Source organism: Rhizobium ruizarguesonis (assembly GCF_017357285.1).
GTDB classification, from domain to species: Bacteria; Pseudomonadota; Alphaproteobacteria; order Rhizobiales; family Rhizobiaceae; genus Rhizobium; species Rhizobium ruizarguesonis.
Map to the genome: position 1 here is coordinate 472,660 of NZ_CP071681.1, position 22,368 is coordinate 495,027.

26 protein-coding genes are annotated in these 22,368 nt (G+C 61.0%); 8 read left to right on the top strand and 18 right to left on the bottom strand.

The window, feature by feature from the left end:
* Positions 1–6: 6 nt before the first annotated feature.
* The 8 genes from J3P73_RS33250 to J3P73_RS33285 all read right to left on the bottom strand — a co-directional run bounded on the left by J3P73_RS33250 (position 7) and on the right by J3P73_RS33285 (position 7,706).
* A complete protein-coding gene (locus tag J3P73_RS33250) occupies positions 7–303 on the bottom strand; it encodes a DUF2160 domain-containing protein (RefSeq protein WP_003552210.1) in 297 nt (98 codons plus the stop codon).
* Positions 303–1,214 carry a carbohydrate ABC transporter permease gene (locus tag J3P73_RS33255; RefSeq protein WP_027688728.1) on the bottom strand — a complete coding sequence of 304 codons (912 nt, stop codon included), beginning with the start codon at positions 1,212–1,214 and terminating at the stop codon, positions 303–305. Before J3P73_RS33255 ends, J3P73_RS33250 begins: the two co-directional genes overlap by 1 nt.
* A gap of 1 nt (position 1,215) precedes the next feature.
* Positions 1,216–2,082 carry a carbohydrate ABC transporter permease gene (locus J3P73_RS33260; protein ID WP_012759894.1) on the bottom strand — a complete coding sequence of 289 codons (867 nt, stop codon included), beginning with the start codon at positions 2,080–2,082 and terminating at the stop codon, positions 1,216–1,218.
* A 2-nt stretch (positions 2,083–2,084) separates the two neighbouring features.
* On the bottom strand, positions 2,085–3,155 hold the full coding sequence (locus J3P73_RS33265) for an ABC transporter ATP-binding protein (protein WP_018070791.1): 1,071 nt from the start codon (positions 3,153–3,155) through the stop codon (positions 2,085–2,087).
* Positions 3,156–3,164: 9 nt separating this feature from the next.
* Complete coding sequence (locus tag J3P73_RS33270; protein WP_018070790.1) at positions 3,165–4,244, bottom strand: ABC transporter ATP-binding protein; 1,080 nt, start codon at positions 4,242–4,244, stop codon at positions 3,165–3,167.
* Positions 4,245–4,285: 41 nt separating this feature from the next.
* The gene (glpD, locus tag J3P73_RS33275) at positions 4,286–5,797 is read right to left on the bottom strand and encodes a glycerol-3-phosphate dehydrogenase (protein ID WP_024320212.1); all 1,512 of its coding nucleotides are present in this window, start codon (positions 5,795–5,797) and stop codon (positions 4,286–4,288) included.
* Positions 5,798–5,917: 120 nt separating this feature from the next.
* Positions 5,918–6,691, bottom strand: coding sequence for a DeoR/GlpR family DNA-binding transcription regulator (locus tag J3P73_RS33280; RefSeq protein ID WP_018070788.1), 774 nt, complete (start codon positions 6,689–6,691; stop codon positions 5,918–5,920).
* Positions 6,692–6,788: 97 nt separating this feature from the next.
* Complete coding sequence (locus tag J3P73_RS33285) at positions 6,789–7,706, bottom strand: DMT family transporter (protein WP_130689096.1); 918 nt, start codon at positions 7,704–7,706, stop codon at positions 6,789–6,791.
* 73 nt (positions 7,707–7,779) lie between these two features.
* On the opposite strand from J3P73_RS33285, the gene J3P73_RS33290 reads away from it, so the two are divergent.
* Positions 7,780–8,709 (top strand): LysR family transcriptional regulator, encoded by a 930-nt coding sequence (locus tag J3P73_RS33290; protein ID WP_018070786.1) that lies wholly within the window; start codon positions 7,780–7,782, stop codon positions 8,707–8,709.
* A 38-nt stretch (positions 8,710–8,747) separates the two neighbouring features.
* Here J3P73_RS33290 and J3P73_RS33295 read toward each other — a convergent pair whose 3' ends face one another.
* Positions 8,748–9,215, bottom strand: a complete 468-nt coding sequence (locus tag J3P73_RS33295; protein ID WP_075223722.1) for a GNAT family N-acetyltransferase — start codon at positions 9,213–9,215, stop codon at positions 8,748–8,750.
* Positions 9,216–9,316: 101 nt separating this feature from the next.
* Entirely contained in the window at positions 9,317–9,838 is a 522-nt protein-coding gene (locus J3P73_RS33300) for a DUF992 domain-containing protein (RefSeq protein WP_018070784.1), read from the bottom strand.
* A gap of 592 nt (positions 9,839–10,430) precedes the next feature.
* Between J3P73_RS33300 and J3P73_RS33305 the strand changes: the two genes are divergently transcribed.
* Both J3P73_RS33305 and J3P73_RS33310 read left to right on the top strand, forming a co-directional pair.
* Entirely contained in the window at positions 10,431–10,679 is a 249-nt protein-coding gene (locus J3P73_RS33305; protein WP_003552191.1) for a glycine zipper 2TM domain-containing protein, read from the top strand.
* Between the two features lie 20 nt (positions 10,680–10,699).
* On the top strand, positions 10,700–11,065 hold the full coding sequence (locus J3P73_RS33310; protein WP_027688721.1) for an EF-hand domain-containing protein: 366 nt from the start codon (positions 10,700–10,702) through the stop codon (positions 11,063–11,065).
* A gap of 73 nt (positions 11,066–11,138) precedes the next feature.
* On the opposite strand, the gene J3P73_RS33315 is transcribed toward J3P73_RS33310, so the two are convergent.
* From J3P73_RS33315 to J3P73_RS33330, 4 genes are all read right to left on the bottom strand, one after another.
* Entirely contained in the window at positions 11,139–11,303 is a 165-nt protein-coding gene (locus J3P73_RS33315) for a DUF1328 domain-containing protein (protein WP_003549551.1), read from the bottom strand.
* A 98-nt stretch (positions 11,304–11,401) separates the two neighbouring features.
* Complete coding sequence (locus tag J3P73_RS33320) at positions 11,402–11,992, bottom strand: hypothetical protein (RefSeq protein ID WP_020397458.1); 591 nt, start codon at positions 11,990–11,992, stop codon at positions 11,402–11,404.
* Positions 11,993–12,041: 49 nt separating this feature from the next.
* Positions 12,042–12,434, bottom strand: coding sequence for a VOC family protein (locus J3P73_RS33325; protein ID WP_018484069.1), 393 nt, complete (start codon positions 12,432–12,434; stop codon positions 12,042–12,044).
* A 103-nt stretch (positions 12,435–12,537) separates the two neighbouring features.
* Positions 12,538–14,160: an ABC-F family ATP-binding cassette domain-containing protein gene (locus J3P73_RS33330; protein WP_018070779.1), complete on the bottom strand. Its 1,623-nt coding sequence runs from the start codon at positions 14,158–14,160 to the stop codon at positions 12,538–12,540.
* A gap of 204 nt (positions 14,161–14,364) precedes the next feature.
* Here J3P73_RS33330 and J3P73_RS33335 point away from each other — a divergent pair, with 204 nt between their 5' ends.
* On the top strand, positions 14,365–14,694 hold the full coding sequence (locus J3P73_RS33335; RefSeq protein ID WP_029767499.1) for a DUF6665 family protein: 330 nt from the start codon (positions 14,365–14,367) through the stop codon (positions 14,692–14,694).
* Between the two features lie 105 nt (positions 14,695–14,799).
* On the top strand, positions 14,800–15,669 hold the full coding sequence (locus J3P73_RS33340) for an aldose 1-epimerase family protein (RefSeq protein ID WP_024320219.1): 870 nt from the start codon (positions 14,800–14,802) through the stop codon (positions 15,667–15,669).
* A 45-nt stretch (positions 15,670–15,714) separates the two neighbouring features.
* Here J3P73_RS33340 and J3P73_RS33345 read toward each other — a convergent pair whose 3' ends face one another.
* Positions 15,715–17,304 (bottom strand): DHA2 family efflux MFS transporter permease subunit, encoded by a 1,590-nt coding sequence (locus tag J3P73_RS33345; protein WP_024320220.1) that lies wholly within the window; start codon positions 17,302–17,304, stop codon positions 15,715–15,717.
* A 24-nt stretch (positions 17,305–17,328) separates the two neighbouring features.
* The gene (locus J3P73_RS33350) at positions 17,329–18,513 is read right to left on the bottom strand and encodes an HlyD family secretion protein (RefSeq protein ID WP_130774250.1); all 1,185 of its coding nucleotides are present in this window, start codon (positions 18,511–18,513) and stop codon (positions 17,329–17,331) included.
* Positions 18,514–18,649: 136 nt separating this feature from the next.
* Between J3P73_RS33350 and J3P73_RS33355 the strand changes: the two genes are divergently transcribed.
* Positions 18,650–19,297: a TetR/AcrR family transcriptional regulator gene (locus J3P73_RS33355; protein ID WP_024320222.1), complete on the top strand. Its 648-nt coding sequence runs from the start codon at positions 18,650–18,652 to the stop codon at positions 19,295–19,297.
* 118 nt (positions 19,298–19,415) lie between these two features.
* Here the strand turns inward: J3P73_RS33355 and uxuA are convergent, their stop codons facing one another.
* Positions 19,416–20,603 (bottom strand): mannonate dehydratase, encoded by a 1,188-nt coding sequence (uxuA, locus tag J3P73_RS33360; protein ID WP_130774251.1) that lies wholly within the window; start codon positions 20,601–20,603, stop codon positions 19,416–19,418.
* Positions 20,604–20,645: 42 nt separating this feature from the next.
* Positions 20,646–21,368: a GntR family transcriptional regulator gene (locus tag J3P73_RS33365; protein ID WP_130680636.1), complete on the bottom strand. Its 723-nt coding sequence runs from the start codon at positions 21,366–21,368 to the stop codon at positions 20,646–20,648.
* 276 nt (positions 21,369–21,644) lie between these two features.
* On the opposite strand from J3P73_RS33365, the gene J3P73_RS33370 reads away from it, so the two are divergent.
* Both J3P73_RS33370 and J3P73_RS33375 read left to right on the top strand, forming a co-directional pair.
* Positions 21,645–22,049, top strand: a complete 405-nt coding sequence (locus J3P73_RS33370) for a DUF2934 domain-containing protein (RefSeq protein ID WP_064248528.1) — start codon at positions 21,645–21,647, stop codon at positions 22,047–22,049.
* A gap of 56 nt (positions 22,050–22,105) precedes the next feature.
* Entirely contained in the window at positions 22,106–22,357 is a 252-nt protein-coding gene (locus J3P73_RS33375) for a hypothetical protein (RefSeq protein ID WP_075223819.1), read from the top strand.
* Positions 22,358–22,368 lie beyond the last annotated feature (11 nt).

The following is a 22,368-nucleotide window of genomic DNA, read 5'->3' on the forward strand; positions in this document are numbered from 1 at the left end:
TTTGCCTCACACGTAACGGAATACGCCAACGGCGTAGACAACGGAGAGAGCGAGAGCCCACCAGAGGCTTGATCCAGCGAGACCAAGCCAGGCAAGATGGATAAAGGCGCTGCCGAGCAGCGAAAGGAAAAGCCGGTCGCCGCGCGTCGTCTCGAAGCGCAGGATTCCGATCCGGGGATTGCCGCCCGGAGCGGCGTATTCCCAGACCCCCATGCCGATCAGCAGCAATGCGATGACGACGAAGAAAGTGGCCGTCGGCCAGGTCCATGCCATCCATGAAAAATCGGGAAGCGAAAAGCTCATCAAACCCTCCCCAGGGCGAAGCCCTTGGCGATGTAATTGCGCACAAACCAGATCACCAGCGCCCCTGGGATCAAGGTCAGAACACCGGCGGCGGCGAGCAGGCCCCAATCCATGCCGGATGCAGAGACGGTACGGGTCATGGTGGCAGCGATCGGCTTCGCGTCGGTCGTCGTCAGCGTTCGTGCGATCAGCAACTCGACCCAAGAGAACATGAAGCAGAAGAAGCAGGCGACACCTATGCCGCTCGCAATCAGCGGCGTGAAGATCTTCAGGAAAAAGCGCGGGAACGAATAGCCATCGATATAGGCCGTTTCGTCGATTTCCTTCGGCACGCCGGACATGAAGCCTTCAAGGATCCAGACCGCAAGCGGCACGTTGAAGAGGCAATGCGCCAATGCCACGGCGATGTGCGTATCGATCAGTCCAAAGGCTGAGTAGAGCTGGAAGAACGGCAGGGCAAAGACCGCCGGCGGCGCCATCCGGTTCGTCAGCAACCAGAAGAAAAGATGCTTGTCACCAAGGAACCGATAACGGGAGAAGGCATAGGCCGCCGGCAGCGCGGCTGCCACCGAGATCACCATGTTGATCACGACATAGGTGATTGAATTGATGTATCCGGAATACCAGGCCTTCTCCGTGAAGATCGTCACGTAATTGGCGATCGTCGGACTATGAGGATAAAGCGTCAGAGAATTGACGATTTCCGCGTTGGTCTTGAAGCTCATGTTGACGAGCCAATAGATCGGCAGCAGGAGCACAATGATATAGATCGTCGGAACCACCCACCACCAGCGTGATTCCTCGCCGCGCCTGCGCATCAGACGGCTGACTTCATCGGAGGAGAGACCGCTTGCGACACTGGTAACGCCAGAGATTTTTCGGCTCGCTGTCGTTTCGTTGGAGGTGCTCATTTCAATTCTCCGCGTCGTGGCTTGTCATGACGGTGTAGAACACCCACGAAAGCAGCAGGATGATCAGGAAATAGACCAGCGACATGGCAGCGGCCGGACCGAGGTCAAACTGTCCGAGGGCGGTCTTGACCAGATCGATCGACAGGAAAGTGGTCGCGTTGCCGGGACCGCCACCAGTGACGACAAAAGGCTCGGTGTAGATCATGAAACTATCCATGAAACGCAGCAGCACGGCGATCAGAAGAACGCGCTTCATCTTTGGCAGCTGGATATAGCGGAACACAGCCCAACGAGAGGCACCGTCGATCTTGGCTGCCTGATAGAAAGCATCCGGAATGGAAACGAGGCCTGCATAGCAGAGCAAGACGACCAGACTCGTCCAGTGCCAGACATCCATGATGATGATCGTCACCCAGGCGTCGAACGGATCCTGCACATAGTTGTAATCGATGCCGATGGCATTGATGTAATAGCCAAACAAACCAATGTCGTTGCGGCCGAACACCTGCCAGATCGTGCCGACAACGTTCCACGGGATCAGCAGTGGTAGCGCCATCAGAACCAGGCACACCGGCACGCCGATGCCCGATTTCGGCATGTTGAGCGCAATGAAGATACCGAGCGGGATCTCAAGAGCGAGAATGATCAACGAAAAAATCAGGTTTCGCTGTAGGGCGGCCCAGAATCGGTCGGAATGCAGGATTTCGGTAAACCAGTCAGTTCCGTTCCAGAAGAACTGGTTGTTTCCGAAAGTGTCCTGAACGGAATAGTTCACAACCGTCATCAAGGGAATGACGGCCGAGAATGCCACCAGCACGAGGACCGGCAGGACCAGAAACCACGCTTTGTTGTTCCAGGTTTTTTCCATCATCAAGCCTCCGGTCCGGCGCGCCAAGAGTCGGCATAGATACTGATACCCGATGGCTCGAAGGTCACCCGAGGATCAGCCGGAATGTCCTCGTCCTCAGGGACGACGATCGCGATCGGCTGGCCGGCAAACTGCGCGCGGACGATCTTCTGCCGGCCGATATCTTCCACCTTGCTGACGGTCACAGGCATGCCCTCGCGGCCGATCCGAACAAACTCGGGCCGGATTCCAAGCTCTACCTTGGCCGCTGCCGAAGTCTTTGGCGCATAGTCGAGCGTCAGCGCATGCTCGCCGACCCGAACCGTGCGGCCTTCCACCTTGGCTGGCATGAAGTTCATGCCCGGAGAACCGATGAAGTAGCCGACGAAGGTATGGCTCGGACGCTCGAAGAGCTCGGCCGGCGTGCCGATCTGCACGATCTCGCCATCGTACATCACCACGACTTTGTCGGCGAAGGTCAGCGCCTCCGTCTGGTCATGCGTGACATAGACCATGGTAAAACCGAACTGCTTATGCAGCCGCTTCAGCTGCGATCGCAGCACCCATTTCATATGCGGATCGATAACAGTGAGCGGCTCGTCGAAGAGAATCGCGTTCACATCCGAGCGCACGAGGCCGCGGCCGAGCGAAATCTTCTGCTTTTGGTCCGCCGTCAAACCGCGCGCGCGACGCTTGGCCCAGTCTGCAAGATCAATCATCTCCAATATTTCGCGGACACGACGATCAACATCAGGCTCCGCGACTCCGCGGTTGCGCAATGGGAAAGCCAGATTGTCATAGACGGTCATCGTGTCGTAGATGACCGGAAACTGGAATACCTGCGCAATATTTCGCTGCTGCGTCGGCAGGTTCGTAACATCCTGTCCGTCGAAGAGAATTCGCCCTTCGGAGGGCTGAATAAGGCCGGAAATGATATTGAGCAGCGAGGTTTTTCCGCAGCCTGAAGGTCCGAGCAGCGCATAGGCACCGCCATCGTTCCACTCGTGGTGCACTTCCTTGAGAGCGTAGTCCTTCTCGCTCTTCGGGTTCGGCCCATAGGCATGTCGAATATGATCGAGGGTGATACGTGCCATGATCTTCTCCTAGCCCCCCTGCCTGGCAGTGGTGATCGCCCGGCCGTCCGCGCCGAACGCCATCAGGTGGCGCGTATCGATGAAAACGGAGAGATCCGTGTCCGGGTCGACATTGTGGATGCCGTGCGCAAGCATCACCCAGCGGGTGTCGGCAAATTGCAGATGCACGAAACTTTCCGACCCGGTGATCTCCGAAATCTGTGTCCGTGCTGTCAGCCGCGCCGAATCAGCCGTCTGGGCGGTTGGTGCAAGATGATGGGGGTGAAACGCGATCGTTGCCGGCCCGTCTGGCACGTTCTGAAGATGCCGCGGCACGGCAAAAATCACAGCGCCGTCGCGCAGGAAATTGCCTGCCGATTTGATGAGATCAATAAAATTCAGCGGTGGATCGGCAAAGGTTTTCGCCGTCGTCAGATCGAGCGGATGGCGATAGACCTCGACCGTCGGGCCAAACTGGGTGATCCGGCCCTCGCTGAGCGCTGCCGTATTGCCGCCCAGCAACAAGGCTTCGGAGGGTTCCGTCGTGGCATAAACGAAGATCGCGCCGGACAGGGCGAAAATGCGCGGCAATTCCTGCCGCAGTTCCTCGCGCAGTTTGTAATCGAGATTGGCGAGCGGCTCGTCCATCAAAACAAGGCTCGCATTCTTCACGAGTGCACGGGCAAGCGCCGTGCGCTGCTGCTGGCCGCCCGAGAGGTTGAGCGGCGTGCGATCGAGATAAGGCCCGAGTTTCAGAAGTTCGGCAGCCTTGCGTACCTCCAGATCGATGATCTTGGCATCCTTGCCGGCAATCCGCAGCGGCGAGGCAATATTCTCGTAGACCGTCAATGCCGGATAATTGATGAACTGTTGGTAGACCATGGCGACATTGCGCTTCTGCACCGGCATGCCGGTAACATCGGCGCCGTCGAAATGGATCGAGCCGCCTGTGGGACGGTCAAGCCCCGCCATCAGCCGCATCAGCGACGTTTTACCCGCGAGCGTCGGCCCGAGCAGGACGTTCAGCGTGCCCCGCTCGAGAACCAGATCGGTCGGATAGATATGATAGTCCGCGCCCACCATCTTGGCGGCGTTTCGCAGTTCCAGCATTCCTGTTCCCGTGCCTCCACGCAGCGGGGACCACATGGCTCCTACCCGGCCATCGCCGGCATGGCAGCCATGTACTCCTCCAGTGACTGGGCCTGCTCCTTCGAAAGGCGCAGACCATCCTTTGTTCTCCTCCACAGCACGTCTTCGGCGTGCCGGGCCCATTCATGTTCGACGAGATAGGTGACCTCTGCCTCATAGAGATCGCCACCGAAGAGCCGTCCGAGATCGTCGATACCGCCGGCATCGCCAAGCAGCAGCTCCGCCTTGGTGCCGTAGCGCCGCACCAGCCGGCGGGCATGCCGATCGGCGAGGAACGAATAACGCCGCTTCAGCTTGTCAACCTGTGTCTCGTAACCGCGGACCGGGAAGTCGCCGCCCGGCAGATGGCTTTTGGCCGTCCACGGAGCGCCCTTGACGCCGATTGCGGCACCGATCTTCTCCAGCGCATGTTCGGAAAGCCGGCGATAGGTGGTGAGCTTGCCGCCGAAGACGTTGAGCAGCGGCGCGGCACCTTCGCCTTCCAGCTTCAGCACATAGTCGCGCGTCGCCTCCTGCGCCTTCGAGGCGCCGTCGTCATAGAGCGGCCTGACGGCTGAATAGGTCCAGACGATATCCTCCGGCCTGACGGGCTCCTTGAAATATTCCGACGCCGCATTGCAGAGATAGACCGTCTCCTCCTCCGAAATCCTGACATCCTTGGGATCGGCGGTGTAGTCGCGATCCGTGGTGCCGATCAGGGTGAAGTCGCCCTCGTAGGGGATGGCGAAGATGATGCGGTTGTCGGGATTTTGGAAGAAATAGGCTCTCACATCGTCGAACTTCTTCTTCACGACGATGTGGCTGCCCTGGACGAGGCGGACATGGTGGGCTTCGTTCTGGCCGAAGGCGGAACGGATGACATGATCGACCCAGGGACCGGCGGCATTGACCAGCATGCGCGCCTGATGGCTGTCATTGCGGCCGGTGAGGGTATCGGTGGTCTCGATATGCCACAGGCCGTTCTCGCGCCTTGCCGACACCACCTTGGTGCGCGGCATGATCGTTGCCCCTTTGTCGGCGGCGTCGCGGGCGTTCAGCACCACCATGCGGGCATCGTCGACCCAGCCGTCGGAATATTCGAAGGCCTTGGCAAACAGCGCCTTCAGCGGCTTGCCGGCCGGATCGCGGCGCATGTCGAGCACGGACGTCGGCGGCAGCAGCTTGCGACCGCCGAGATGATCGTAAAGGAAGAGGCCGAGCCGGATCAGCCAGGCCGGACGGATGCCGCCCTTGTGGTAGGGCAGCACGAAACGCAGCGGCCAGATGATGTGCGGCGCCATCGCCCAGAGGATCTCGCGTTCCATCAACGATTCACGCACCAGGCGGAACTCGTAATGCTCGAGGTAACGCAGGCCGCCATGGATCAGCTTGGTGGCGCCCGACGAGGTGCCCGAGGCGAAATCGTTCATCTCCGCCAGCGCCACCGAATAGCCACGCCCAACGGCATCGCGTGCAATACCGCAACCGTTGATGCCGCCGCCGATGACGAATATGTCGTGAATATTTCGGCCCAATTCCCCCTCCGAGCCCGCTGTCGATTTCGCATCGCACAAAATTTGCGCAATTGCGAAAGTAACATCAGTTAAAACGAAAGAGATCCGAATGTCAAACGAATGTTTGGTGGAGGTGGCTGCCTAGCGAAATCTGCCGTTGGTTTCGATTAGTTTCACATTGTTTTCGAGGCAGAGATTGCGGATCGACGGCACCGGACAGTGATCAGTGATGAAGGTATGAACCTGGGAAAGCTGGCCGATCCTGACTGGTGCGGTGCGTTCAAACTTCGTCGAATCGGCAACGAGAATGACATGTCGGGCATTGGCGATGATCGCTTGAGCAACCTTCACTTCGCGAAAATCGTAGTCGAGAAGCGCGCCGTCAATATCGATCGCCGACGCGCCGATCACGGCATAGTCGACCTTGAACTGGCGGATGAAATCGACGGCCGCCTCACCGACGATCCCGCCGTCCGAACCGCGAACGACCCCGCCGGCAATCACCACCTCGATTGCCGGAAAAAGACGTAATCTATTGGCAACGTTGATATTATTGGTAATTACCATTAGCTCGTGATGGTTGGCGAGCGCCTCCCCCACCGCCTCTGTCGTCGTTCCGATATTGATGAAGAGCGAGGCACCACTCGGGATCAGTTCGACCGTCGCAATGCCGATCGCCTGTTTCTCGGAAGCGGCGATCTGTCGCCGCGCTTCGTATTTGACATTCTCCGTTCCGCTCGGAAATGTGGCGCCGCCATGGATGCGTGTCAGCACCTGCGCATCGCAGAGATCGTTCAGGTCCTTGCGGATCGTCTGCGGCGTCACCGAAAAGCGGGAGGCGAGCTCCTCGACCAGAACCCTGCCGCTCGATTTCGCAATCGCCACGATTTCGGTTTGCCGGTCGGTCAAAAACATGAGCGTGCGCCTTTCGATCTGCTTTCGTTTTAAAGAAAGCGAACGGCGGCGCAATGCCTAACTGTTATCAATCCGCCTTCACCGCCCGAATTTGACGCTACCGCTTCCGCATGACGTTGACGACCAGCACGCCGAAGATTGCCATGACGCCGCCGATTGCGCCGAGCACGGTCGGTGTTTCGCCCAGCCAGACGAACCCGATCAGCGTGGCGACCGGCGGAACGCCGTAGAGGAAATTCGAGGCGCGGGCGGCCGTCAGCCGCTTCAGGGCGATCGCCCAGGTGAGGTAGCCGATCGCGGTCGGGAAGATGACCAGATAGGCAACGCCCCAGTTCACTTCCGCCGGTGCGGCGGCCAGCGCCTGGATCGTCGCCGGAACGGCTGGAAACAGCGGCACGGAACCGATCAGCAGGATCCAGGCAGTGACGGCAAGCGCCGGCAGCCGCCCGAGCAGCGGCTTCTGCAACACGCTGGCGATCGCTGAGCAAAGCGCTGCGCCAAGGATGAGGACGGCATTTGGATCGAGCTTGAAACCGCCGTCGGAGGCGACCGCAATCAGCGCCACGCCGCCGAAGGAAACCGCGGTGCCGGCCCAGCCCCAGCGGCCGAAGCGCTCGCCGAGTGCGAATGTGGCAATGAGGGCGGTGAAGACGGGCATGGTGTTGATGATGAAGCTCGCCGGTCCCGCCGCAACGGTCTGCTCGCCAGTGTTCAGCAGAACCGCATAGGCGGCAATGAAAAGCACGGCAGCAACGGAGAGGCGGACGAAATCGCGTTTTTCCGGCATCGGCCGGTAGATAACGAGATAGACGAGGGCGATGACGCCGGCTGCCACATAGCGGGCCGTCGCCAGTTCGATCGGCGTCAGCGGTCCGAGGCAGATACGGATCACCACGAAGGAGGACCCCCAGAAGAGGATGGTGACGAGGATCGCCGCAAAGGCCACCAGATCAAACCCGCCTTGCTGTTTCGTCGAAATCGGTGCGCTTGCTGCCATGCTCATTTTCGCCTCCATATGTTCCTGCGACAGTGGATTAGGCCTTCCATGCGTGCTTGAAAAGCATCGCAATCGATGATCAAATGTGCGTATGGTTCACAGCTCGCCAGTGCTTCCGCCGCTCGATACGCTCGAGACCTTTGCCCGTGCCGCCCGGCTCGGATCGTTTTCGGCCGCGGCGGAGGAAAGCGGCATCACCCATGGCGCGGTATCTCGGCAGGTCTCGCGCCTGGAGCGCTGGATGGGTGTGCGCCTGTTTGCGCGCGAAGCCCGGGGCGTGCGCCTGACGCCGGAAGGTATGCGGTTTTTCGCGCGGGCGGAGGAGGCACTTGCGCTCCTCGGCAATAGCGGCGAGCGCTGGCTGCCTCGTCGTAACAAGGTGGTGGTGCGCCTTTCGGTGACGCCCTCCGTCGCCTCTCTATGGCTGTTTCAGCGCCTGCCGAAGCTCGAAGGAAACGAGCTGCATGTCGAGCTGACGCTCGAACACCGGCTGGCGGATTTCGGCGAAGGCACGGATCTCGCCATTCGTTGCGGCAAGGGGCCGTGGGCCGGCGTGCGTGCCCTGCCGCTCTGGCAGGAGAAATCGTTTCCGATCGCCGCCCCGATGCTGGCGGACCGGCTCGGGCAGCGCTCCGATGCCCTTTCGCTGCTCGAGATGCCAATCCTGCATGATTCGAATATTGAAGGCTGGCGCCGCTGGCTCTCCCGTGAGGGTGTCGACTATACGCCGCGCGGCCACGACCGGCGCTTCGAGGACTATAATTTGGTGATCGATGCCTGTGCGCAGGGGCTCGGCATCGCGCTCGCGCGCCCGCCGCTGTCGGATGCCGCGCTGGCGGCCGGGCGCGTCGTCACTGTCTCGGAGCGGACGCTCGATTACCATGTGGCCTTTCACCTGATTAGACCGGACGATGCGCTTAGAAGCCCTGCCATCGAATTCGCCAGCCGCTTTCTGCGCGAGGCCGGCCATGACGAGACAACGATTGCCGCCTTTGTCGCACCCGGTAGGGTGAAAGCGTAGGCCAAAAGCCCAGCGGCGGCTTCGGCCATCGCTGGTCGCTACCCCTCCGAAATCTTCAGGCGCATTTCCTTCGCCAGTTCGAAACCAGCGGCCCGATAGACGGGTTCGCCTGGATCCGAGGCATGAATGACGACGGTGGTGCAGCCAATCGACTTCAGATAGTCGACAGCCTTGTTGGTCAGCGCCAGTGCGATGCCGCGCCGGCGGAAAGCGCCTCCGACATAGACGGACCATATGTAACCGTGCAGCCGCTGTTCCGGCCGGATGACCTCCGGAAATGGCGATTGGTGCAACTGGCAGGATGCGGAGCCGGCAATGTCACCGTCGACGATGGCAAGGAACGAGGTCAGCCGGCGCTCATCGCGACCGCTTCTGATGAACGACAAGATCCGTGCCGCTGCATCTGGCCTGTAGTGTTGCGGTGGTGTGCCGTAGCTGTCCCAGATCTTCAGATAGTGCCCCACCAAGACCTCGTCCTCGTCGGGCGTTGCTATTCGAATATCCATGATGTCGTGATCCGGCTTGGGCGTGCGAGGGCGCGAAATCGCTCCTCAGAAGAGGTGGCGCCCCCTTGCCGCCATGCGGCAGGAGGCGCCAAAAAGGCATATCAATTCGCTGCCGTCAGCGTCATCGAGGCACTGCCGGCCGCAACGTTGAGGCCGAGCTGACCGGTGAGGCTGACCGTCTGCAGATGGATCGAACCGGAGGTGCCGCCAATCAGGAGATTGGCGCCGACACCGGCGCCGAGCGTCGCTTCGGCTGTGGCGCCGACATAGAGGCCGGCGAGCGATCCGCGGTGATAGCCGGCCGTCGGCGCAAACACCGCCCAGATCAAGCGGCTGCGCGTGGTGAAGCCGAGGTCGATGCCAAGTTTTCTCACTTCGCCGGTATAACGATCCGAAAGTTCGTTGCCGACGGTCGACTGAAAGATGCAATCAGCTTCCTTGGATGAACCAAGCACATAACCCGTGCCGCCACCAATATCGCAGGTGAGGTAGCCGATTTTCACGCCATTGCGCAGGTCCGGCTCTTCATATGTCCTCGTGACGAGGTCAGCGGCATTGACCGCCCCTGCGCCAACAAGCGTCAACGATACCGCGGCAAACGCCGTCGCAACAATTTTCTTCATAAGTCTCTCCTTCTCAAATCGTGACGGGAGCATACCCGGCTACTCGCCACCAGATTCGGCAACAGATAACGGACGGAACCGCAAAACGGATCCCGAACCGGCATCATTTACGCATCGCCTGTCAAAGCGCGTGGGAGGGCGCTAGCGACAAACACAGTTACGGTTCAGCCCCCATTGGGACATTTCGAAGGCATCTTTTCGCGTCATCCGGTTATTTCACGATGTTGTCAGCGATGGTTGCCGGAAAGGCACGATCCTGATCGCTGTCAACTCTCAACGAGCGGTATCATGCACATCGCAGGGACCCCTATTTGCATAGGCAATCGATGATCGCGCAGGTTGCCATGCGGTATAGATAGCTGTACTATTTTTGAAATACTCTCCATGCGACACTGTAACTGGAGAGGAAACGGCATGATGTCTTGGCATTGCCGCAGAATTTCCGCTTGTTTTCCGGAATTCTGCTTCTGTTCGAACAGAAACTAAGTCTGAATTTGAGAAATATAATCAGGCGATATTTTCGCGGGGGCCGGACAATCGCACGCCCGCCGATCTCTATTGGAGATAGCGGGCAATTTATCGGGAGGGAAAGATGCGCATACGCAGGACAAATATCATACTGGCGGGATGCCTTGCCGTCTCCGCCTGCCAGTCCGGGCCGACGTCGCAGGCCGTCTCGGATCGTAATTCCGAATTCGGCTGCATCGCGGGAACCGTCGGCGGCGCGATTGTCGGTGGCTTGATCGGCAGCACGATCGGCGCCGGAACCGGGCAGGTACTTGCTGTCGGCGCCGGCATCGGCGGCGGCGGTTACGTCGGCAACCGGCTGGCTTGCCGCTAATTCGGGAGGGAGATCACGCGATGAAAACCTTGGCTTTGGTGACCACATTCATATTGTGCCAATGCGTTGGCGCAATGGCGCAGCAACCGCAGCCGCAACAGCCCGGATCGATGTATCAGGGCCAGATGGACCGGCTTGACGCAAATACCAGCAAGACGATCGACCGTTCGGAATACGAAACCTTCATGGGCACGGCTTTTGTCAGCCTCGACAAGAACAAGGACGGAAACCTGCAGGCCGGCGAGACGGTGCAGATCCTGTCCGTCGAGCAATTCACCCTGACGGACGCCAACCATGACGGCCGCATCAACAAAAGCGAGTTCATGCAGCGGGTGATGGCGGATTTCGCGACGGCTGACCACGACCGGAACGGAAACCTTCAATAGTCAATGAAATGCAACGGTACAGAAAAACCCGGCGAAGTGTTTCGCCGGGTTTTTAACGCTCGATCTGTCCGCGTCATACTTTTCGCATCAGCCGCATGACGAGCGATACGACGAACAGCACCAGGAAAATGAAGAACAGAACCTGGGCAATAGAAGCTGAAGCGCCTGCGATGCCGCCAAATCCGAGGACGCCGGCAATCAAGGCCACAACGAGAAATACCAGAGCGTAATAAAGCATCGCGATCTCCTTTGCGTTTGCTGCGGAGATAACGGAGACGGCCCGGTTTGGTTCCCTGCCCGCCTTGAGGCGGTGCACCGGTCTTCGGATAAGCTTATTCAGCCGAAATGAAACACGCCTTTGTACATCCGGTCGCCTTCAGTCGGCTCGGGAGGCTCGGCGGCATCGAGATAGGTCTTGAGCGGTCCGGTCAGCACGAACCAGACACTCGCGCCCAGCAAGAAATAGGCTCCCACCGGATCGTCGATACGGGCGATGAAGGGAAGGCAGGCGGATGCGAAGAGAACAATGATCCGCACCGACCACTCCGCCTCGCGTTTGGCGATGGCACGTGCTCTCAGCGACTTGTATTCCCGGGCGCCATAGGCGCTTCCTCGTGCCTTTACCGCCGAAAGCAGTTTTCGCGCGGAAGGCAGCGCCAGCATGATCAGGGCGACGACGCTGAGTGCGAAAGGCTTGCCCGACATGACCTGCCCGCTCGCAAAGAACAGAAAGGAGAGCACGACGAGATTCCATGTCGGCTCCAGCAGCTCCGGCGGCTGCCGCGTGCGGATGTGCCAGCTGCGCAGCAAGCCCGCCGCGCCGTGCAGTAGCGGCTGATCGATATAGCGATTGATCCAGTCCATGCGGATGCGCCCGTCCCCGATTGCATGAAGAGGGTTCCGAACACCACGGAATTTGGTCATCATCGTGGCAAGGCGGTCGCAATAACCGACTTTCGTCCTTGGCGACCACAGCCTAATGCAGTTCTTGCGCGATTTCCCAGACATGGCCCGACGGATCGGCGAAGGCCGCGGTGCGGCGGCCCCAGGGACGATCGATGGGACCATTGAGCAGGGTGACGCCAAGTTTGCGCAGCTCCGCACAGACCGCATCGACGTCATCGACCCTGATCGTCAGCAGGATGCGCGCGCCGGAACCCGGTGCCGCCACCGCCGATGGCTCGACCAGTTGCGGCGCTTCCGTCGCCCTGAGCAGGTTGACCATCGTCCCTGAGAATTTCAGCACCGAGGACACCGCGTCCTCATAGACGGACGCAGGTGCAAAGACCTTCTGGTAGAAGGCTTTGGCCTCGTCGATATCATCGACGAACAGGGTGATAACCTCGATCCTGTCTAACAGCATGGACATCTCTTCCTCCGTTGCTCCGGCCATTCAGTCGATATCGCCGGCCGGCTCTCTGCTGGTCGCTTCGAGCCTCACGGTTTCGACATGCCGCCGCAAAAAAAAGCCGTCAGCTCCTGAGGCCGGGCGCCTCGTGGCCGGTGCGAGCCACATATTCCGTGTAGCCGCCGCCATATTGGTGGACACCCTCGGGCGTCAGTTCCAGCACCCGGTTGGAGAGTGCTGCCAGGAAATGCCGGTCATGCGAGACGAACAGCATCGTGCCCTCATATTGCGACAGCGCCTTGATCAGCATTTCCTTGGTGTCGAGGTCGAGATGGTTCGTCGGCTCGTCGAGCACGAGCAGGTTCGGCGGGTCGAACAGCATGATCGCCATGACCAGCCGCGCCTTCTCGCCGCCGGATAGGACCCGGCACCGCTTCTCGACATCGTCGCCGGAGAAGCCGAAGCAGCCGGCCAGCGCGCGCAAAGGCCCCTGCCCGGCCTGGGGAAACTGGTCTTCCAGCATCTGGAAGACGGTGCGTTCGCCATCGAGAATATCCATGGCGTGCTGGGCGAAATAGCCCATCTTGACGCTGGCGCCGAGCGCAACGCTGCCCTGGTCTGGCGCGGTGGAACCCGTCACCAGCTTCAGCAGCGTCGATTTGCCGGCGCCGTTGATGCCCATGATGCACCAGCGCTCCCGCCGCCGCACGACGAAGTCGAGCCCCTCATAGATGCTGCGGCGGCCGTATTTCTTGTGGACGTTCTTCAGGTTGACCACGTCCTCGCCGGAGCGCGGCGCCGGTTGGAACTCGAAGGAAACGATCTGGCGGCGCTTGGGCGGCTCCACCCGGTCGATCTTCTCCAGTTTCTTCACGCGGCTCTGCACCTGCGAGGCATGCGAGGCGCGTGCCTTGAACCGCTCGATGAACTTGATTTCCTTGGCGAGCATCGCCTGCTGGCGTTCGAACTGGGCCTGCTGCTGCTTCTCGTTCTGCGCCCGCTGCTGCTCGTAGAATTCGTAGTCGCCGGAATAGGCCGTCAGCGTGCCGCCGTCGATTTCGATGATCTTGGTGACGATGCGGTTCATGAACTCGCGGTCGTGCGAGGTCATCAGCAGCGCGCCTTCGTAGCCTTTCAGGAATTCCTCCAGCCAGATCAGGCTTTCCAGATCCAGATGGTTGCTCGGCTCGTCGAGCAGCATGACGTCGGGGCGCATGAGGAGAATGCGGGCGAGCGCCACGCGCATCTTCCAGCCGCCCGACAGCGCGCCGACATCGCCGTCCATCATCTCCTGGCTGAAGCTCAGGCCCGCGAGCACTTCGCGGGCGCGCCCCTCGAGCGCATAACCGTCCAGCTCCTCGTAGCGCGCCTGCACCTCGCCGTAGCGCTCGATGATCTCCTCCATGTTATCGGCCTGTTCGGGATCGGCCATGGCCGCCTCGAGCTCGCGCAATTCGCCGGCAACGATGCTGACAGGACCTGCGCCATTCATCACCTCGGCGACGGCGCTGTGGCCGGCCATTTCGCCGACATCCTGGTTGAAATAGCCGATGGTGACGCCCTTCTCGCAGGAGACCTGCCCCTCGTCGGGCTGCTCCTCGCCGTTGATCATCCGGAAGACGGTCGTCTTGCCGGCGCCGTTCGGACCGACGAGGCCGATCTTCTCGCCTCTATTGAGGGCTGCGGACGCCTCGATGAAGAGGATGCGGTGGCTGAGCTGCTTGCTGATATTTTCGATACGGATCATGGTTTGCGCGGGAGCCTGGAGAAGGAGATTTTGGCGCGCTTATGCCATGCGGGGAAACCGGGGGATAGCCCTGTTTCCCACCCTCTCGATCAAGAGTATGATGCCGAAAGGCGTGAGCGGTTTTCGAACGACATCATGCCCACTTCTTTAATTTGCAACAGGATTGGCTAATATCGCGGCTCACGCCAACGGAGACCTGTGCCAATGAGCGTTCGTCCGCCGCAATCCTTCAGACAATCCGAGCAGGATAGAAACGGCTTCAACGTCCTCGAATACGAGTTGATGTCGGAACGCGCGGATTCGCTCGGACGTCACGGGCTGAAGGTGGAGACTGCCCTTGCCGCCCTGAAGGCCTGGACTGCCGACCGCCAGAGCGGCGAAGACCGCGAGAGGCTTCTCAACGACGCATCCGACGCCGTCTGGGCGTTCTTCATCCAGCGCGAGATCTGCGGCTTGCGGAACAACCGCGACGCCATCCAGCGCTACGGCATCCCGAACGAAGTGATCGCGAGATTGGGCGCGATCAGGAAATGACGAGGGCAGCGGCTGCTGTGCTGCCGTCCCGCCCCTCTATTGGGTGGAAATCCCCCGTGCGGAACGGTATGGCTTGGTGCCGCACCAATTCGAAAGGGAAACGCGATGCCAATCTCCATCCGGATCGGGAATCAGGATCTCACCGTCGATGTCTCCTCCCTCGGCGCCGAGATGCAGGCGCTCAGGTCAAGCGACGGACGCTCGTGGCTATGGACCGGTGACGCGGCCTTCTGGACCGGGCGGTCTCCGATCCTGTTTCCGATCGTCGGCAAGGCGCCTGATGACAAGATAGCGATCGACGGCACGGTCTATCCGATGTCCCAGCATGGTTTTGCCCGCCGCAGCGAATTCGCGCTTGCGGCCTCCTCCGAGACGATGTGCCGCTTCGAATTGGTCGCCTCGGATGCGACGCGAGCGGTCTATCCGTTCGAATTTCAGCTGGCCGTCGTGCATGCGGTCGAGGGCCGCGCGTTGACTGTCACGGCGGAGGTCACCAATCGCGACCCGAAGCCGATGCCGTTCGGCCTCGGCTTCCATTCGGCCTTCGCATGGCCATTGCCCGGTGCGGCCGGCCGCGACCATATCGTCACGCTCGACAATGAAGGCGAGCCGGCGCTGGTGCGGCTGGGAGGTGGTCTCATCAATCCCGCGCCCCTACCCTCGCCATTCGATGCCGGCCGGTTGGTGCTCGATCATTCGATGTTCGAGCAGGATGCAATGATCTTCCCGCGTGGTGCGGGCGAAGGCTTGAGTTACGGCGCCGAAGGCGGGCCCACCATGCACTTCCATTTCGAAAACCTGCCCAATCTTGCGCTGTGGACCAAGCCCGGAGCGCCCTTCCTCTGCATCGAGCCCTGGCATGGAACGGCCGCGGAAGCCGGGGGCTCCAGCGAGCTATCGAAGAGGCCATCGACCACGATCCTGGCGCCGGGCGCCGTGGCGAGCTTTTCCTTCGCGGTCGAAATCCCGCAATAAAAGACAGCAGAAGGCGCTCGCCGGGAAGTCCGGTGAGCGCTAGTTTCAGTGAGCGCCGGCGCCACCGCCGGCCCGCGGTTTTTGGGTGAGCAGCAGGGCGACGGCTGCAATGGCAAGAACCACGCCGATGACGGCGAAGGTATCGGCAAAGCCGAGGATGAGGGCCTGGCGTCTGACGACCTGACCAAGCGCCACGACGGCTTTCTGGGCTGCGACGGCATGATCGGAAACACCATGCTGCTGGAAGTAGCCGGTCAATTGGTCGAGACGGGTGCGAACTTCGTCACGGCCGAGCGTCACCGACTGGCCGATGATGTTCGAGTGGAACTGCTCGCGTTTGGTCAGCACCGTGCCGAGCGTGGCCGTGCCGACGGCGCCGCCGAGATTGCGCAGCATGTTGGTGAGGCCCGAGGCGGCGGCAGCATCCGAAGGGGCGATGCCGGCGGTGGTGATGGCGGTGATCGGCGTCAGCACCAGGGCCTGGCCGATGGCGCGGACAATGTTCGGAATCCAGAACTGGTCGCCTGCGGTATCGGCCGACAGCGTAATGTTCATGAAGCAGCTGATCGCAAAGATCGAGATGCCGAGGAAGCCGATGTAACGTGCATCGAAGCGCTTCATCATCATCGGGACGAGCGGGATCAAAAGCAGTTGCGGCAGGCCGGTCCAGGCCAGCACGTTGCCGATCTGCTCGGCATTGTAGCGCTGCACCTGGCCAAGATATTGCGGCAGGATATAGACGGTGCCAAAGAGGGCGACGCCGACCAGCACGTTGACGGCAACGCCGATGCCGAAGTTGCGCTGCTTGAGCAGGCGCAGCTTGACCAGCGGCTTTTCCACCCTCAGCTCGATCCAGATGAAGGCGACGAGGAAGACAAAGGCGAGGATGCTGAGCTTGACGATGAAGGGTGAGGAGAACCAGTCCTCCTTGTTGCCTTCTTCGAGCACCGTCTGCAGCGCCGAGAGGCCGATCGCCATGCTGATGATCCCGGCCCAGTCGCCTTCCCTCAGCAGGCCGAGCTGCATCGGCTGCTTGTCGAGCGTCAGGGCAAGGGCGACCGCCATGATGGCGCTCGGGATGGCGTTGATGAAGAAGATCGTCTGCCAGCCGTAATTTTCGGTAAGATAACCGCCGATGGTCGGACCGATCGCCGGTGCGAAGGTGACCGAGAGCGCGAAGGCCGCAAGGCCGAGCGGCTGCTGGTGTTTCGGCAGCTTGGTCAGCACCATGGTGAAGGCCATGGGGATCAACACGCCGCCTGCAAATCCCTGCAGGCCGCGGAGCACGATCATCGTGCCGAGATCATGGGCGAAGGCACAACCAATCGAAAACAGCGGGAAGAGCACGGAATTGACGAGGATATAGCGGCGGAACGAGAAGACGCTGCTGAAATAGGCTGTCAGCGGAATGACGACGATCTCGCCGATCAGGTAGGAGGTCGAGATCCAGGCGCCGTTGTCGACGCCTGTTCCGATGCCGCCCTCGATGTCGAGCAGGGAGGCATTGGTGATCTGGATATTGAGGATCGCCATGAAGGCGCCGATCATGCCGGCGAGAACGGCGATCCATTCCCTGGTGCTGGCGCCGGTTTTCGGCTGCGGGAGGGCGATTGTTGTTGCTGCGATGGTGGACATGACACGAACTCCTCGTCCCCCGGCCTAGCTGCGGTCGTTCTTGGTGTCGATGCTAGGCTGGACCGACATGCCGGGGCGCAGGTCGCCGTTTTCGGCGGCGTCGCCGTCGAGCACGATCTTCACTGGAATGCGCTGGACGACCTTGGTGAAATTGCCGGTGGCGTTGTCGGGCGGCAGCAGGGCGAATTCCTGGCCGCTTGCCGGCGCGAGGCTATCGACATGGCCGTGATAGGTGCGGCCCGGGAACATATCGACCTCGATATCGACAGGCTGGCCGGCCTTGACGTCGGTGAGCTGGGTTTCCTTGTAGTTGGCGATGACATAGGCAGCCGTCGTCGGTACGACCGACATCAGCTGGGTGCCGGCCTGGACATATTGGCCGACGCGCAGCGTCCGGTTGCCGATGGTGCCGTCAACAGGAGCTGATATCGTCGCATAGGAAAGGTTGAGCTCGGCCTGATGCTGAACGGCCTGGCTATTCGCAAGTGCTGCCTTTGCCTGGGCAAGCTCGGCATTCAACAGGTCGACCTGCTTGACCGCGGCGTCGAGTGAGGCGGTGTCGCGGATAATGGTGGCCTGGGCGGCAGCGATCTGCGAGGCGGCCTGTTGCGCCGTCTGGACCGGGGCATAGCCGCTGGTGGCAAGGTTCGAATAACGCTTGTTGTTCTGCTCGGCAAAGGTCTCGTTGGCGCGGTCAACATCGACGGTCGCGCGGGCTGCAGTAATAGTCGACTGCTGGATATCGAGCGAAGCCTGCCTGGCGTTGACGGTGGCTTCCGCGGCGGCGACATCGGCCCTGGCCTGATCGAGGGCAGCCTTGAAGTCGCGGTGGTCGATACGGGCGAGCGGCTGGCCGGCCTTGACGGTCTCGTTGTCCATGACAAGCACCTCGGCGAGATAGCCTGATACCTTGGGGGCGATGGTGCTGCTGTCAGCCTTCACATAGGCATCGTCGGTCGAGATGTGGAAGCGGCCGACCGTCCAGTAATCATGGCCGTAATAGGCGCCGGCGGCGATCAGCACGAGCGCAGTGGCGCCGAGAAGCAGGGAGCGGCCGCCGCGCCTGCGGGCGGGCTTTTCTTCGGCAACGGGGGCGGCGACCTCAGTGATGCGCGGCGGCTTGCCGGCGTCGAGGCTTGCGGGAGCGGCTTCGGCGGTGGTTTCGACGGCGGTATTGTTGTTCAAGGCATGCAGCTTCTTGATGGTCATTGTCTCTCTCCGGATGACGGGTCGCCGTCTCTTGGGCTGCGGCCTCTGAATTCAAGTGAAATCCTATTTAGGAAACTTGATGTTTTCCAAAATATGCACTATAAAATGGATGTCAATGGGAATTTGGAAAATCATCATGGTCCAAAATCAACAAATTGAGAGAAGGCCGCGCGGAAGGCCGCAGATACGCTGTGACGACGACACCAGGAGCCTGATCGTCGAAGCAGCGGACACTCAGTTTCACGAGAACGGCTACGCGGCGGCAAGCATCGCCACGATCGCCCAGGAGGCTGGTGTTTCCACAAAGACGCTCTACCGGCTGTTCCCGACAAAGGCCGATCTCTTCGCGAGCGTGGTCTCCGAGCGTATCAGCCGCTTCCTGCTGGCGCTCGATCCCCCGATGCTTGCCGCCGCCGATCTGAGAGAAGGGCTGGAGCGCATGCTGATGGCCTATGGCATGCTGACACTTTCAGAAGATACGGTCACCATCATGCGGCTCGTCATCGCCGAGTCGGACCGTTTTCCGGAGATCGCTACGTCCTTCTACGAACAGGCGATCCTGCGCACCAATGCGCTGATGGAAAACTGGCTGCGCCTGCAGGTCGACCGCGGCCTCATTGCACTCGACGATCCGCATTTGGCCTGCGGCATGCTGCGCGGCATGATGACCATGGAGCCGCAGCGCGCGGCGATCCTGCGCCAGGAGCCGCCGCCGAAGATCGAGGCGATCCAGGCGCGGGCGAAGATGTGCGCCGATCTTTTCCTGAAAGGTTGCGCGCTCTGAAGCATCGCTCGGGCTTCAGAGCGCGTTGGTTTTTCTTACGAGCGAGCCGGCGCGTGAAGAAGCTTGCCCCGCAGCAGCCCAATTCGCCAAGGTCACACGATGCCGTTCGAGGACACCCTCAGGTCGGCGGCGCCCCTAGCGCATGCAGAATGCCGCGCAGTTCGGCAAGGCCGCGCATGCGGCCGATGGCCGGGTAGCCTGGTGTGACGACTTTATCGAGATCGTCGAGCATGCGATGGCCATGATCCGAGCGGAAGACGATGGTGTTTTCGGGACTGCGCCGGCGGTCTTCCGCCACCAGTTCCTGAAGCACCGCGACCATGTCGACGTCACCTTCCAGATGCGCGCTTTCATGAAACGTCCGGCCGTCGCCCTCGCGCGTCGTGGCGCGCAGATGGGCGAAGTGGATGCGCGAGGCGAAGCGCCGGGCGATCGCCGGCAGGTCGTTCTCGGCGCGCACGCCGAGGCTGCCCGTGCAATAACACATGCCGTTCGCCGCCGATGGCACGGCATCGAAGAGCGCGGCATAATCATCGGCCGTCGAGGCGATGCGCGGCAGGCCGAACAGCGAGCGCGGCGGATCATCGGGATGCAGTGTCAGCTTGACACCGCGCGCTTCGGCAGCCGGCGTCACAGCCTCCAGGAATTCGATCAGGTGCCGACGCAATCTTGCGGCATCGATACCGCTATAGGCGACCAGCTTTTCCCGGAAGGCCGGAATGGTCAGAGGTTCGGTAGTCGACCCCGGCAGAGCCGAGGTGATGATGCGGGTGATGTCGGCGATCTCCTCGTCCGACATCGCCTCGAAGACGACACGGGCCCGCTCGCGGTCCTCCTGTGAATAGTGCTGTGCCGCATCCGGTCGCTCCAGGATGAAGAGATCGAAGGCTGCAAAGCGCTCGTGATCGAAGCGCATGGCGGTGGCGCCCGTCGGCGTCACGTAATCGAGGTCGGTGCGGGTCCAGTCCACGACAGGCATGAAATTATAGCAGACGATCGGAATGCCGCAGGCGGCGACTGCTTCGAGACTGGCGATCCACGCCTCGATTTCGGCCTTCGCCTCTCCACCGTTGCGCTTGACGGCATCGGGGATCGGGATGCTTTCCACGACCGACCAGGTGAGCGGCGAACGGTCGCCAGGCGTCGTCTCGATCAGAGACTGGCGCTCGCGCACTTCCTTTTCCGTCCAGGCCCTGCCGATCGGCACCTGATGCAGCGAAGAGACGATATTCGTCGCGCCCGTTTGGCGGACGTCATCCAGCGTCACCGGCGCTTCCGGTCCGAACCATCTCCAACCCTGTCGCATCTTCTTCCTTCCCTAAGTCTTTCGTTTCGTGTTGGCCTGCCGTCAGCAGAAATAATCGGGGTAACGCGCGCGCAGTTCGTCGACATCGGGAATGACGGCGCTTAAGTGATGGATCATCGCGCTGCGTGCAGCCGCCGCATCGTGAGCGGCGAGCGCATCGCGGATAATGATGTGTTCGTGCACGACGTTATCCATGCGCCCGAGCACCGGCAACGTCAGCCGCCGTGCTCGGTCGATCTGCACCTTGACCGTCTTCAGGATTGCCCAGATGCCGGGATAACCTGATATCTGCGCGATCGCCTCGTGGAAGGCCTCATCCTCCTCATGGAAGCTCGAGACATTGCCGGTCGTTGCATGAGCCTGCTGGCGAGCAATGATGGCGTCGAGACGGGCGATATCGGCGGCGGTGGCGGTCAGAGCCGCAGTCTCGACGGTCGTACCTTCGAGCGCCTTGCGCACGACGACCGCCTCTGGGATCGCCTGGACCGGCACCCGTGACACGACGGTGCCCGACTGCGGGTAGATATCGACCAGTCCGCCTTCGGAAAGCCTGAGCAGCGCCTCGCGCACCGGCGTGCGGCTGACACCGAATTCATCGGCGATCCGCTTTTCCTGCAGCAGCATGCCGGGCGGCAGCCGCAGCGACACGATGTCGGCATACAGTCGATCGTAGATGGCGCCGGCCGTGGTGATGCGGCGCAGCCTGCCCGCGACCTCCTGCGACGTCGGGGCTACCAAAACTTCAGTTTCTGATGCCTGGCGCATGACATACCGAGACGTTAAAACTTCTGGCATACTAGTATATCAATTTTATCACCCTGCCAAGACATGCCGCTGGGGGTTCGGCGCTTCGCGAATTGAGCATATCGGCCCGCGGGCCGCACGCTCGGACGGAATCGAAAGCATGGAGTGGCATTGCGGTGTAAAAGCGCGGGTGAACGGCAGAGGCCTCGCGGAATCGGAAGCCCGATCTTGCGCCGAGGCACTCTTTGTTTGGAACTTAGATCGGCCGAGTTGGTTGAGATCCCCAAGGAGATGCTCATGAAAAACCCAGCACGACGTAAGACAAGCGAAGGGAAGGCTGACGGCGGCCGGCCGGAAGCTCCACCCGCCGCGGACGCAGGCGGACGGAAAATGGCTCGGCGAGCCGCAAACCAAAGCGACAGGCAGAGCGGTGGGTCGCCGGCAGCCGCCCGCGAGGAGGAGATCCGAAAAAGGGCATATTCCCTGTGGGAGAAGGAAGGGAGACCGGAAGGCAAGCACGGGCATCACTGGACTCTCGCCGAGCATGAACTCGATGCCCAGCAGGGTGAAGCCGACAATCCTCCAAACCTCGCAGCACTGCGAGAGGCCTCGCGCGAACACACCGATGCATTCCTCGTCAAGACGGATCTCGAGGATGCGGACCAACGCGAAGCCTCACCCGGCACACGCGAGCAGGATTGAACTTTCCGCCGCGCGCCAATTTCAGATCGCGCGCCAACTTCAGAAAGGTCCCCGACATGAGCGACAAACAGAACTTGAATGCCGGATTCACCGGCACACCAGCTGAGCAGCCGGAGGGATTGACCAAGGTCGCGAAGTCGGCCGCCAAAGAGATCAAGCGTGAGGCTTATGCAGTCACCACCGGCGTTAGAGAGCATCCGCACACTGCAAGCGCGCTGTTGCTCGGCACCGGCATTCTGGCATTCGGGCTCGGTTATCTCCTCGGTCGATCAGCGGCGGAAGGTTCGACACGCCCCTATTGGCGATAGCGGCAGCCACA

Bases quoted from the DNA above. Each gene is read 5' to 3' on its own strand.
- J3P73_RS33250 (WP_003552210.1), bottom strand. From the start codon at position 303: ATGAGCTTTTCGCTTCCCGATTTTTCATGGATGGCATGGACCTGGCCG.
- J3P73_RS33255 (WP_027688728.1), bottom strand. From the start codon at position 1,214: ATGAGCACCTCCAACGAAACGACAGCGAGCCGAAAAATCTCTGGCGTT.
- J3P73_RS33260 (WP_012759894.1), bottom strand. From the start codon at position 2,082: ATGGAAAAAACCTGGAACAACAAAGCGTGGTTTCTGGTCCTGCCGGTC.
- J3P73_RS33265 (WP_018070791.1), bottom strand. From the start codon at position 3,155: ATGGCACGTATCACCCTCGATCATATTCGACATGCCTATGGGCCGAAC.
- J3P73_RS33270 (WP_018070790.1), bottom strand. From the start codon at position 4,244: ATGCTGGAACTGCGAAACGCCGCCAAGATGGTGGGCGCGGACTATCAT.
- J3P73_RS33280 (WP_018070788.1), bottom strand. From the start codon at position 6,691: ATGTTTTTGACCGACCGGCAAACCGAAATCGTGGCGATTGCGAAATCG.
- J3P73_RS33285 (WP_130689096.1), bottom strand. From the start codon at position 7,706: ATGGAGGCGAAAATGAGCATGGCAGCAAGCGCACCGATTTCGACGAAA.
- J3P73_RS33290 (WP_018070786.1), top strand. From the start codon at position 7,780: ATGGTTCACAGCTCGCCAGTGCTTCCGCCGCTCGATACGCTCGAGACC.
- J3P73_RS33295 (WP_075223722.1), bottom strand. From the start codon at position 9,215: ATGGATATTCGAATAGCAACGCCCGACGAGGACGAGGTCTTGGTGGGG.
- J3P73_RS33300 (WP_018070784.1), bottom strand. From the start codon at position 9,838: ATGAAGAAAATTGTTGCGACGGCGTTTGCCGCGGTATCGTTGACGCTT.
- J3P73_RS33305 (WP_003552191.1), top strand. From the start codon at position 10,431: ATGCGCATACGCAGGACAAATATCATACTGGCGGGATGCCTTGCCGTC.
- J3P73_RS33310 (WP_027688721.1), top strand. From the start codon at position 10,700: ATGAAAACCTTGGCTTTGGTGACCACATTCATATTGTGCCAATGCGTT.
- J3P73_RS33315 (WP_003549551.1), bottom strand. From the start codon at position 11,303: ATGCTTTATTACGCTCTGGTATTTCTCGTTGTGGCCTTGATTGCCGGC.
- J3P73_RS33320 (WP_020397458.1), bottom strand. From the start codon at position 11,992: ATGATGACCAAATTCCGTGGTGTTCGGAACCCTCTTCATGCAATCGGG.
- J3P73_RS33325 (WP_018484069.1), bottom strand. From the start codon at position 12,434: ATGTCCATGCTGTTAGACAGGATCGAGGTTATCACCCTGTTCGTCGAT.
- J3P73_RS33330 (WP_018070779.1), bottom strand. From the start codon at position 14,160: ATGATCCGTATCGAAAATATCAGCAAGCAGCTCAGCCACCGCATCCTC.
- J3P73_RS33335 (WP_029767499.1), top strand. From the start codon at position 14,365: ATGAGCGTTCGTCCGCCGCAATCCTTCAGACAATCCGAGCAGGATAGA.
- J3P73_RS33340 (WP_024320219.1), top strand. From the start codon at position 14,800: ATGCCAATCTCCATCCGGATCGGGAATCAGGATCTCACCGTCGATGTC.
- J3P73_RS33345 (WP_024320220.1), bottom strand. From the start codon at position 17,304: ATGTCCACCATCGCAGCAACAACAATCGCCCTCCCGCAGCCGAAAACC.
- J3P73_RS33350 (WP_130774250.1), bottom strand. From the start codon at position 18,513: ATGACCATCAAGAAGCTGCATGCCTTGAACAACAATACCGCCGTCGAA.
- J3P73_RS33355 (WP_024320222.1), top strand. From the start codon at position 18,650: ATGGTCCAAAATCAACAAATTGAGAGAAGGCCGCGCGGAAGGCCGCAG.
- uxuA (WP_130774251.1), bottom strand. From the start codon at position 20,603: ATGCGACAGGGTTGGAGATGGTTCGGACCGGAAGCGCCGGTGACGCTG.
- J3P73_RS33365 (WP_130680636.1), bottom strand. From the start codon at position 21,368: ATGCGCCAGGCATCAGAAACTGAAGTTTTGGTAGCCCCGACGTCGCAG.
- J3P73_RS33370 (WP_064248528.1), top strand. From the start codon at position 21,645: ATGAAAAACCCAGCACGACGTAAGACAAGCGAAGGGAAGGCTGACGGC.
- J3P73_RS33375 (WP_075223819.1), top strand. From the start codon at position 22,106: ATGAGCGACAAACAGAACTTGAATGCCGGATTCACCGGCACACCAGCT.